This is a genomic window from Streptomyces triticirhizae, assembly GCF_003696235.1.
Lineage (GTDB): Bacteria > Actinomycetota > Actinomycetes > Streptomycetales > Streptomycetaceae > Streptomyces > Streptomyces triticirhizae.
Genome location: NZ_RFFJ01000059.1, coordinates 19,679 through 30,083 on the forward strand (window position 1 = coordinate 19,679; position 10,405 = coordinate 30,083).

General features: G+C 72.1%; 9 protein-coding genes and 1 pseudogene. 4 read left to right on the forward strand and 6 right to left on the reverse strand.

What is annotated here, in order from left to right; genetic code table 11:
* Positions 1 to 29 precede the first annotated feature (29 nt).
* The 4 genes from tsf (at position 30) to EBN88_RS13005 (ending at position 3,388) form a co-directional block, all read left to right on the forward strand.
* On the forward strand, positions 30 to 866 hold the full coding sequence (gene tsf, locus EBN88_RS12990; RefSeq protein WP_122184012.1) for a translation elongation factor Ts: 837 nt from the start codon (positions 30 to 32) through the stop codon (positions 864 to 866).
* Positions 867 to 1,074: 208 nt separating this feature from the next.
* Positions 1,075 to 1,812: a UMP kinase gene (gene pyrH, locus EBN88_RS12995; RefSeq protein WP_122184013.1), complete on the forward strand. Its 738-nt coding sequence runs from the start codon at positions 1,075 to 1,077 to the stop codon at positions 1,810 to 1,812.
* 40 nt (positions 1,813 to 1,852) lie between these two features.
* Complete coding sequence (frr, locus tag EBN88_RS13000) at positions 1,853 to 2,410, forward strand: ribosome recycling factor (RefSeq protein WP_122184020.1); 558 nt, start codon at positions 1,853 to 1,855, stop codon at positions 2,408 to 2,410.
* 84 nt (positions 2,411 to 2,494) lie between these two features.
* A complete protein-coding gene (locus EBN88_RS13005; RefSeq protein ID WP_233580633.1) occupies positions 2,495 to 3,388 on the forward strand; it encodes a phosphatidate cytidylyltransferase in 894 nt (297 codons plus the stop codon).
* A gap of 34 nt (positions 3,389 to 3,422) precedes the next feature.
* Here EBN88_RS13005 and EBN88_RS13010 read toward each other — a convergent pair.
* From EBN88_RS13010 to EBN88_RS13035, 6 genes and pseudogenes are all read right to left on the reverse strand, one after another.
* Positions 3,423 to 4,292, reverse strand: a pseudogene (locus EBN88_RS13010) (IS5 family transposase); the annotation flags it as partial.
* Between the two features lie 53 nt (positions 4,293 to 4,345).
* A complete protein-coding gene (locus tag EBN88_RS13015) occupies positions 4,346 to 4,861 on the reverse strand; it encodes a DinB family protein (RefSeq protein ID WP_122184015.1) in 516 nt (171 codons plus the stop codon).
* Between the two features lie 156 nt (positions 4,862 to 5,017).
* On the reverse strand, positions 5,018 to 6,307 hold the full coding sequence (locus tag EBN88_RS13020; protein WP_233580634.1) for a pyridoxal phosphate-dependent aminotransferase: 1,290 nt from the start codon (positions 6,305 to 6,307) through the stop codon (positions 5,018 to 5,020).
* The gene (locus tag EBN88_RS13025; protein ID WP_122184016.1) at positions 6,304 to 7,656 is read right to left on the reverse strand and encodes a KamA family radical SAM protein; all 1,353 of its coding nucleotides are present in this window, start codon (positions 7,654 to 7,656) and stop codon (positions 6,304 to 6,306) included. The genes EBN88_RS13020 and EBN88_RS13025 overlap by 4 nt, the downstream gene beginning before the upstream one ends.
* 120 nt (positions 7,657 to 7,776) lie before the next feature.
* Entirely contained in the window at positions 7,777 to 9,126 is a 1,350-nt protein-coding gene (locus EBN88_RS13030) for an MFS transporter (RefSeq protein WP_233580635.1), read from the reverse strand.
* A 29-nt stretch (positions 9,127 to 9,155) separates the two neighbouring features.
* Positions 9,156 to 10,405: thioesterase domain-containing protein (locus EBN88_RS13035; RefSeq protein WP_233580636.1), on the reverse strand; the 1,250-nt coding region annotated here is incomplete at its 5' end.

The window sequence follows — 10,405 nt, forward strand, 5'->3', positions numbered from 1 at the left end:
ACGAGATCCGGGAAGAGAATCACGTAACCATGGCGAACTTCACCGCCGCCGACGTCAAGAAGCTCCGTGAGCTGTCCGGCGCCGGCATGATGGACTGTAAGAAGGCGCTGGACGAGGCCGAGGGCGACGTCACCAAGGCCGTGGAGATCCTGCGTGTCAAGGGCCAGAAGGGCGTGGCCAAGCGCGAGAGCCGCACCGCCGAGAACGGCGCTGTCGTCGCCGTCATCGCCGAGGACAACACCACCGGCGTGCTGGTCGAGTTGAAGTGCGAGACGGACTTCGTCGCCAAGGGTGACAAGTTCCAGGCCGTGGCCCAGCAGGTGGCCGACCACGTCTTCGCCACCGCGCCGGCCGACCTGGCCTCGCTGCTCGCCTCCGAGATCGAGCCGGGCAAGACCGTTCAGGCGTTCGTCGACGAGGCCAACGCGACGCTGGGCGAGAAGATCGTGCTGGACCGGTTCGCCCGCCTCACCGGCGGCTATGTCGGCAGCTACCTGCACCGCACCAGCCCCGACCTGCCCCCGCAGGTCGGCGTCCTGGTGCAGCTGGACCAGGCCAACGCCGAGGTCGCCAAGGACGTGGCGCAGCACATCGCCGCGTTCGCGCCCGGCTTCCTGACCCGCGACGAGGTCCCGGCCGACGTGGTGGAGAACGAGCGCCGCATCGCCGAGGCGACCGCCCGCGAGGAGGGCAAGCCCGAGGCCGCGCTGTCGAAGATCGTCGACGGCCGCGTCAACGGCTTCTTCAAGGAGAAGGTGCTGCTCGACCAGCCCTTCGCCAAGGACAACAAGAAGTCCGTCCAGAAGGTCGTCACCGAGGCCGGCGTCTCCGTCCAGGGCTTCGCCCGCTTCCGCGTCGGCGCCTGACCCCGACGGGCCGGCGACCGTCCCGGACGCGCCGTCGGCCACGCGGTGGTCGGGACCCGGCTATTGTCGGGCGGAAGGCCGTCCGGCCGTGCGGTCGCTTCGCTGCGGCCGGGGCGACGGCAGTTGTGACGAGGAGGCCATTGCCGTACAGGGGAACCGCAAGGTCCGCCGGCAGTGGCCTCCTTGGCGTGTGCACGAGGAGAGTTCCATGAACCAGGACGACAAACCCCGCCGTTTCCTGCTGAAGCTGTCGGGTGAGGCATTCGCGGGCGGCGGCGGGCTCGGTGTCGATCCCGATGTCGTGCACAAGATGGCCAGGGAGATCGCGGCCGTGGTGCGGGACGGGGCGCAGATCGCGGTGGTGATCGGCGGCGGCAACTTCTTCCGTGGCGCCGAACTCCAGCAGCGCGGCATGGACCGCGCCCGCTCCGACTACATGGGGATGCTGGGCACGGTGATGAACTGCCTCGCCCTCCAGGACTTCCTGGAGAAGGAGGGCATCGACTCCCGGGTGCAGACCGCGATCACGATGGGCCAGGTCGCCGAGCCGTACATCCCGCTGCGCGCCGTGCGGCACCTGGAGAAGGGCCGCGTGGTGATCTTCGGCGCCGGCATGGGGATGCCCTACTTCTCCACCGACACGACCGCCGCGCAGCGGGCGTTGGAGATCCACGCCGAGGCCCTGCTGATGGGCAAGAACGGCGTGGACGGGGTCTACGACTCCGATCCCGCGCGGAACGCGGACGCGGTGAAGTTCGACGCCCTGGACTACGGCGAGGTGATCACCCGGGACCTCAGGGTCGCCGACTCCACCGCGATCACCCTGTGCCGCGACAACCAGCTGCCCATCCTGGTGTTCGAGCTGCTCGCCGAGGGCAATATCGCCCGTGCGGTAAAGGGTGAGAAGATCGGCACACTCGTCAACAGCCAGGGCCGGCGGGCCTGACGGTCCGTCAGCGCACACAACATCGAACCAGGAGCACGTGGTGATCGAAGAAGCCCTCCTCGAAGCCGAGGAGAAGATGGAGAAAGCGGTTGTGGTCGCCAAGGAGGATCTGGCCGCGATCCGCACCGGCCGTGCCCACCCGGCGATGTTCAACAAGATCGTGGCCGAGTACTACGGGACCATGACCCCGATCAACCAACTCGCCTCCTTCTCCGTGCCGGAGGCGCGGATGGCGGTGGTGACCCCGTTCGACAAGTCGTCGCTGCGCAACATCGAGCAGGCGATCCGCGACTCCGACCTGGGCGTCAACCCCACCAACGACGGGCACATCATCCGCGTCGTCTTCCCGGAGTTGACCGAGGAGCGCCGCAAGGAGTTCATCAAGGTCGCCAGGACGAAGGGCGAGGACGCCAAGATCTCCATCCGTGGGGTGCGGCGGAAGGCCAAGGAGCTGATCGACAAGGCGATCAAGGACGGCGAGGTCGGCGAGGACGAGGGCCGGCGTGGCGAGAAGGAGTTGGACGACACCACCGCCAAGTACGTCGGGCAGGTGGACGAGTTGCTCAAGCACAAGGAAGCCGAGCTGCTTGAGGTCTGAACGGTCGGGCGCCGCGCCGATGCTCGGGCGCCGTGCCGCGCGTGATCGATCGGACCGAGAGAACCGACAAGGACACAGCCATCCGTGAACGAATCAACCCGGGGGCCGTCCCCGGCCACCGGGCGGGCGCCGGCCGGACCCCCGGCCCCTCCTCCGCCGAAGAAGCGCGCCGGGCGTGACCTGAGGGCCGCCGTGGGGGTCGGGGTGGGTCTCGGGGCCCTGGTCCTCGCCGCGCTCTTCGTCTACCGGCCCGCCTTCCTGGTCGTGATAGCGGCGGCCGTGGTCGTCGGCCTCTGGGAGCTGTCCACCCGGTTCGCCGAGTGCAAGCGGATCAGGGTGCCCCTGGTGCCGCTGGCGCTGGGCGGCGTGGCGACGGTCGTCGCCGGCTATCTCGACGGCGCCCGGGGCGCCTGGTCCGCCCTGGCGCTGACGGTGCTGGCCACCTGCCTGTGGCGGATGTTCTCCTCCCCGGAGAACTATCTGCGCGACGTGACCGCCGGCGTCTTCGCCGCGTTCTACGTCCCCTTCCTGGCCAGCTTCGTGGCCCTGATGCTCGCCGCCGACGACGGCGAGTGGCGGGTGCTGGTCTTCATACTGCTCACCGTCGTCGCCGACACCGGTGCCTACGCGGTCGGTTGGCGGTTCGGCCGGGCCAAGCTGGCGCCCAGGATCAGCCCGGGCAAGACCAGGGAGGGCCTGGCCGGCGCGGTGTTCTTCGCGGCGGTCGTCGGCGCCCTGTCGATGATGTGGCTGATCGACGACGGCACCTGGTGGCAGGGCGTGCTCCTCGGCCTCGGGGTGGCCACCAGCGCGACGCTGGGCGACCTCGGCGAGTCCATGATCAAACGGGATCTGGGCATCAAGGACATGGGCTCGCTGCTCCCGGGGCACGGCGGGATCATGGACCGACTGGACTCGCTGCTGCCCACCGCGCCGGTGGTGTGGCTGCTGCTGGCGGTCTTCGTCGGCGCCGACTAGGCCGTGTCCGGCGGATCACTGGCAGAGCCAGAGCCAGAGCGAGCCGGACCGCTGCGGCGGTGACGGTGCCGTGGAAGACGTAGGCCCGCTTGTCGTAACGGGTCGCGACCGCGCGAGAGTTCTCGAGTCGGTTGATGGTCCTCTCGACCTCGTTGCGGCGCCGGTAGTGGTCGCGGTCGAAGCCCGTTGGCCTGCCGCCTTCTCTGCCCTTGCGGCGGCGGTTGGTCCGCTGGTCCCTCGGTTCCGGGATCGTGTGCCGGATATGGCGTCTTCGCAGGTAGCGGCGGTTGCGGCGGGAGCTGTAAGCCTTGTCGCCGCTGACGCGGTCCGGCGGGGTCCGGGGCCGTCCGCCCAGCGGACGGGGAACCCGGAACCGGTCCAGGACCTCGGCCATCCGCAGGGCGTCGCCCCACTGGCCCGGCGTGAGCAGGAGGGCCATCGGGCGGCAGCCGCCTTCACTGGCGAGGTGGATCTCGCAGGTCAGGCGGCCCCGGGACCGTCCGAGTCCCTCGTCGGGGCGGTGGTGCCGGGGCGTCGTCCTTTTTTCGGGATCCGCCGACGGGCTTCGCGGGCGCCGGCCGCGCGCTGATGGGCCCGGCAGGATGTCGAGTCGACGCCGACCATCGACCAGTCGATCCGTCCTGCCAGGTCGGCGTCAGCCTGGACCGCTTGCGGGCTCCGGTCCCAGGTCCCGTCCGCCGACCAGCGGCGACGCCGTTCGTAGACGGTCTTCCACGAGCCATAACGTTCCGGCAGGTCACGCCACGGGACCGGTCCGGACCCGGAACAGGAACCCGTTCACCACGACGCGATGGTCGTTCCGACGTCCACCCCGGCCACCCAGAGGCGGCAGATGCGGCTTCAGCAACGACCACTCGCGGTTCGTCAGGTCCCCCCGACCCATGCCCGAATCAACGAGCGACCGGTCGGAAGGTCACATGATCCGCCGGACAGGACCTAGACGCCGGTCCGTCCGTCGACAAGCTCTCGCACGATGTCGAGATGCCCGTTGTGTCGGGAGATCTCTTCGATGAGGTGGAGGATCACCCAGCGGAGGTCCACGTGGCGGCCGTCGCTGATGGGGCGCTTGGCCCTTGAGTTCACGTCGTGGTCGGACAGCAGGCCACGGTAGCGGTCGCTCTGCTCCTCATATTCGGTGAGCAGCTGAGGCAACGGGATGTCGACCGCTGTCCGCATCTCGGGGTCGGGGTCGTCGTCGCTCGCCCGCGTGAGCGGACCCGCGGGTTCCTCCCCTAGGAACATCACTTGGACCCAGTGATACTCGACCCACCGCAGATGGCTGATCAGCCCGCACAGGGTCATCAGCGGTGAGTTCGGAAGCGGGGCTCTGCGGGCGTCTTCGGCGGACACACCCTCGCACTTGGCTCGCGCCGTGTCGCGGGCGTACTCCAGGAAAGTGATCAGCTGCGTGCGCTCGTCCCAGGTGGGAGGCGTATCGGTTCGTGGCGTCATCGCGGAGAGTTTCCCCCGGGGCGGAGGGACGGTCGAGGGATTAATGGGCGGGCCCCGTCGATTACTGCCTCATCCACCTTGGGCACGGCGGCCCGGCAGGGTCCGCCGGACAGGTTCTAGCCGCCCGGCGTCGCCCGGCGGCGACCCGCGCCCCGTTCAGGAGACCAGCCGCTCGACGCCCCGTCCGATCCTGGCCAGGGCCCGCGCGACATGGGGTAGGGCGAGGGGGTCGGCGGCGCGCAGGGACTGCCACTGGAGCGCGGGGGTGTCGCCGTACAACATGCTGGTGGCGGCCTTGAAGCGCAGGGCGTGGACGTCGTCGCCCAGCAGGTGGCCGGCGAGGACGACGAGGTCGCACTCGTCGAGGAGGTGGCGGGCCAGCGAGGGCGAGTCGGTGACGCCCTTGGCGGCCAGTACGGGGCGCAGCGGCTCGAAGTCCGGGTAGACGTAGAACGCCCCGGTCGGCGGGCGGCAGGTGGCACCGGCCGCGACGAAGATCTCGTGCACGGCGCGGGCCACCGCCCCGTGGAGCCGCGCGCTGGCGGCCAGGTGGGCGCGGAGTTCGGGCGGCTCGGCGAAGGCGTAGGCGGCGACCTGCTGCATGGGCCCGGCCAGCGTGGACCACACCTCGCTGGCGACGGAGAGCACGTCGTCGCGCAGGGCCAGGCCGGCCTCGTCGCCAGGGAAGCGGGCCACGCCGATCCGCCAGCCGCCCAGCGCCAGGCTCTTGGACAGCCCGCTGGTGACGACGGTGCGGTGCGGGATCACCTCGGAGGGGCTGAGGAACGGGGTCGTCGGGTCGTGGACGACGTCCCGGTAGATCTCGTCGGAGACGACGGTCAGGTTCTCCTGCTCCGCGATGGCGCAGATCTCCCAGATCAGGGCGGGCGAGGCGAGGGTGCCCGTCGGGTTGTCCGGCAGGGTCAGGATGACGGTGCGCGGGTCGCGGCCGGCCCGTCGTTCCGCGTGGAGGGTGGCGCGCAGGGCGGCCGGGTCGGGGACGCCGCCGGCCTCGGCCGGGATGGGGACCGAGACGGCGTGCCTGCCGGCGATGGCGGCCTGGGGCGCGTAGGTGTTCCAGGCGGGGCGGGGGATCACGACGTCGCCGGGCAGGACCAGGTTGAGCGCCATCAGCAGCGGTTTGCTCCCGGGCGCGACGACGACCTGGTCGGGGCCGGTCGGCATCCGTCGGCGCGTGAAGTAGCCGGCCACGGCCTCCCGCACGGCGGCGTCGCCCTGGACGGCGCCGTACCCGTTGCGTCGGGCGCCGGCCAGGAGGTGCTCCACCAGCGGGTCGAAGGCCGGCAGCCGGGACTCGCCGAAGCCCAGGTGGAGGATGTCGTCGCCCAACGCCCGGCGTTCGGCGACCAGTTGGTTGAGCGCCAGGTTCGGCGACATGGGGCGGGCCGTCACCGTCGGGGTCGGCGGCTCGGTCGATGTGGTCATGACAACTCTCCTTCGGTGGTGGTGGCACGCGGCGCGCGGCCCCACACGGCCGTCGCGATGTCGGCGGGCGTCTCGGGGGCGGGCTCCAACTCGTCCAGCCAGGCGGCGGTGGTGGAGTAACGGGCCCGGAACGGCCGGCCCACGAGCGAGGGGTCGCGGGCCTGGAGCATCCGGAGCTGGAAGTAACGACCCTTGGTGGTCTCCTCGACGCCGTCGACCACGACCTTGCCCGGCGTCGCGGACATCACCGGCCCGCGCACCGTCCTGGCCAGCCCCGGCAGGGCGCGGTAGGCCGAGCGGAACACCTCGGCGGCCTTGGCCAGCGGCACCTTGAAGTAGTCGTGGGGGCCGGTGTCCCGCTCGACGAACATGTAGTAGGGCACGGCCCCCGCCGCGAGTTCGGCCTTCCACAGCGAACTCCACGCCAGCGCGTCGTCGTTGACGCGCCCGATGAGCGGCGCCTGGCAGTAGACGACGGCGCCGGTGGCCCGGATGCGGGCCAGCGCCCTGCGGGCCGGCTCGGTGCTCAGCTCCCTGGGGTGGGTGAAGTGCGCCATCACGGCCAGGGTGCGCCCGCTGGCCACCACCCGCTCGAAGAGCCGCAGCACGTCGTCCGCGTCCTTGTCGGTGACGAAGCGGTGCGGCCAGTAGGCGACGGACTTGGTGCCGATGCGGATGGTGCGCACGGTGTCGACCGCCAGCAGCGGCTCCAGGTGCTCGCGCAGCCGGCTGGTGGTCATGATCATCGGGTCGCCGCCGGTGACCAGCACGTCGTGCACCTCGGGGTGCGCGCCCAGGTAGCCGATCAGCTGCTCGGGTCCCGGGGCGGCGAACCGCAGGTCGGCGTCCCCGACGAACTGCGCCCAGCGGAAGCAGTAGGTGCAGTACGAGTGGCAGGTCTGCCCCTGGCTGGGGAAGTAGAGGACGGTCTCCCGGTACTTGTGCTGGAGGCCCGGCACGGCGGAGCCGGCGACGCTGGGGACGTTCAGCTCCAACTGGCCGGAGGGGTGCGGGTTGAGGCGGCCCCTGATCTCCCGCACGGCGGCGGCCGTCGCCCGCCGGTCCCCGCTCGCGTTGGCCTCGGCGAGCAGCTTCTCGTCCCCGGGGGACAGCATTCCGCGCTGCGGGAAGACCATCCGGAACATCGGGTCGTCCGGGACGCGGTCCCAGTCGACGAGTTCGGAGAGCGTGTACTCGTTCACCCGGAACGGCAGCACCTGGGATATCAGCGCGACGGTCTCCACCTGCTCCCGGGTGAGCGGAAAGCGTTTCGCTATGGCGTCGATCTGCCGTGGGCCGAAGGCGCGGAAGCGGGGGGTCTCGACGGGGCTCGGGGCAAGCAGCGGCATGATTACGGCTCTCCTCCGGGGACGGCGGGTGCGCAGGGGGAAGGTCAGGAGCGGTCGGGAATCAGCTGAGATCTGGTCAGGATCGAGTGAGACCTGTTCGGTCTCTGGTCGGGACGTGGCTCAGGAACGACGCGGGGTGGTCGGCACCTCGGCGAGCGCGGCGGGGGTGACCATCCGGAGGAACGGGATGATCAGCAGCAGCGTGGCCACGGTGAAGAAGAGGAAGGTGAAACGCAGCCCCGCGAACTCGGCGAGCAGGCCGCCGATGCCGGCGCCCAGCGGCATCGCGCCCCAACTGAACAGCCGGGCGGCCGCGTTGTAGCGGCCCAGCACCCCGTCCTCGACGAGGAACTGGCTGATGGTGCGGGAGTTGACGGTCCACAGGATGCCGCCCATCCCGCCGAGGAAGGCGCCGCCCGCCACCAGCCACATGTTGGTGGTCAGGGCGGGCGCGGCGACCATCGCGGCGGTGCCGAGCAGGTCGGCGAACATCGCGCCGCGCCGCCCGAGGAGCCGGTTGACGGCGCGCACGGTCATCGCGCCGACGAGGCCGCCGACGCCCAGCGCGCTGAGCACGATGCCCCACTGTCGCTCGTCCAGGTCCATCTCGTGGATCGCCATCAGCGGCATCAGCGCCAGCCAGGCGCCCCAGCAGGAGGCGAGCACGGTGAGCGAGAGCGCCATGATGCGCAGCAGCCGGTGGTTCCACAGCACGCGCAGGCCCTCGGCGATGCGCTGGTTCACGGAGGTGGTGGGCTGGTCCCGGCGGGTGACCGGCGTGAACCGGCCGACGAGGAACGCCAGGATGACCATGGCGACGGCGTAGGCGGCGCCGGTGGTGCCCAGCGCGATGCCGGCGCCCGCCGCCAGGAGGAGGCCGCCGACGAACGGGCCGCAGAACTCGTTGGTCACGGTCTCGGCGCCGGCGACCCAGGCGTTGGCCCGCTCCCGGCCGTGGGGCGCCACGGCCGCCGGGATCAGCGCGGTGGCCGAGGTCAGCGCGACGACCTCGGCGAAGCCCAGGGCGATGCCGCCGGCGTAGAGCGCGGGCAGCCCGGCGCTGTCGTTGGCGACGGCCAGCAGCAGGCCGGCGATGGCGACCAGCCGCACGCTGTTGGCGATCCACAGCAGCCGGCGGCGGTCGAAGCGGTCCACCAGCACGCCCACATGGAGGGCGATCAGCAGCCAGGGCAGGGTGAGGGTCAGCGCCACCCCGGAGACCAGGGCGGGGGAGTCGGTGATCCGCGTGGCCATCAGCGGCAGCACCATCTTGGTGACGCCGTCGGCGAGGTTGGTGACGGCGGTGAAGCCGACCAGCACCGCCGTGTTGCGTTCGCTGCGGAGGTGGCCCGGCGGGATCTCGTCGCCGGCCCCGGCCGGCGGGTCCTGCGCGCGCGGCGGGTGCTGCGGGTCGGCGGGCTCCTCGGGTGCGCGGTCGGGGGTCAGCATGGGCGCCTCGGAGCTGTCCATCTCGTTCTCCTTCACGGTGCGCGGCGCGGTCAGCGCGTGGCCAACGGCTGTGGCTCTTCGGCGGGTTGGGCGGCGTCGGGAAGGCCGGGGAGCGCGGCGAGCCGGTCGGCGAGCCGGGCGACCTCGCGGGCGGGCCGGCCGCGCAGCAGGCCGTAGTGGTCGGTCGTGAGGCGCACCACGGACAGGCCGCCGCCGCAGCGGGCGCGCCACTGGTCGACGCCCTCCTCGTCCAGGTCGGCGGCGACCAGCAGAGCGGGCGCGGCGACCCGCACGGCCGCGACATGCCCGGACATCGCGGCGACATGGCGCCGGTGCAGGGCGGCGTGGGCGCTCAGCGCGTCGGGCCTGGCCTCGGCGCCCCGGGCGCCGGCGACCCTGAGCAGCGCGGTCAGCAGCCGGGCCTCGCGTTCGGTCGAGTCGCCGAGGGAGAGGACGGCCGGGCGCAGTGCCTCGGCCCCGGCAGCGCGCAGCGCCGACTCGGTGAAGGAGAGGAAGTCCTCGGGTCGCGCCCTCCGCACGGCCTCGGGCGCCGGCGGGTCGAGGAGCAGCAGTGGGGGGCAGGGCGCGCCAGCGGCCTCAAGCCGGGCGGCGACGGCGTGCGCCAGCAGGCCGCCCATGGACCAGCCGGCCAGCACGTCGGGCGTTCCCTCGGCCGCCGTCAGGCGCGCGACATGGCGGTCCGCCATCGCCGCGACCGTGGGGTTGGCGTCGCCGGTGTCGCCGGTGTCCTCCTGAACGGTGATCCGCCAGTCGTCGGGCAGCGCGTCGGCCAGCTCCCGGTAGGGGAGGCGTCCGGTGGCGGCGCCCGGGATCAGGTGCAGCCACCGGCCCTCGGGCGTGCCCTCGGCGAGCACGGCGAGGCCGCCGGGGCGGGGCGTCGCGGCCGGCGTGGGCGGGGGCGTCGCCCGCGCTCCGGCGGGCGGGGCGGTGGGGTTCGCGGGTGCGGCGGCCCGGAGGCCGAGCAGCTCGGCCATCCGGCGCGGGGTCGGGCGGTCCAGCCACTCCGTGACGTCCAGCCGCCGGCCGGTGTGCCCCTCGACCGTGTCGATGAGGCTGAGCACCTGGAGGGAGTGCCCGCCGAGTTGGAAGAAGTCGTCGTCGGCGCTGGCCGGCACGCCCAGCGTGGCGCGCCAGAACTCCAGCAGCTCGGCTGCCGGTTGACCGGCCTGTTCGGCGGTGGCGGCGGCGGGCCGAGCGGCCGGCTCGGCGTCGGCGCTCGGGCGGGCGCCGACGCCCGCGCCCGCCGTGGCGCGGGTGCGCACCCCGATCGCGTGCACGG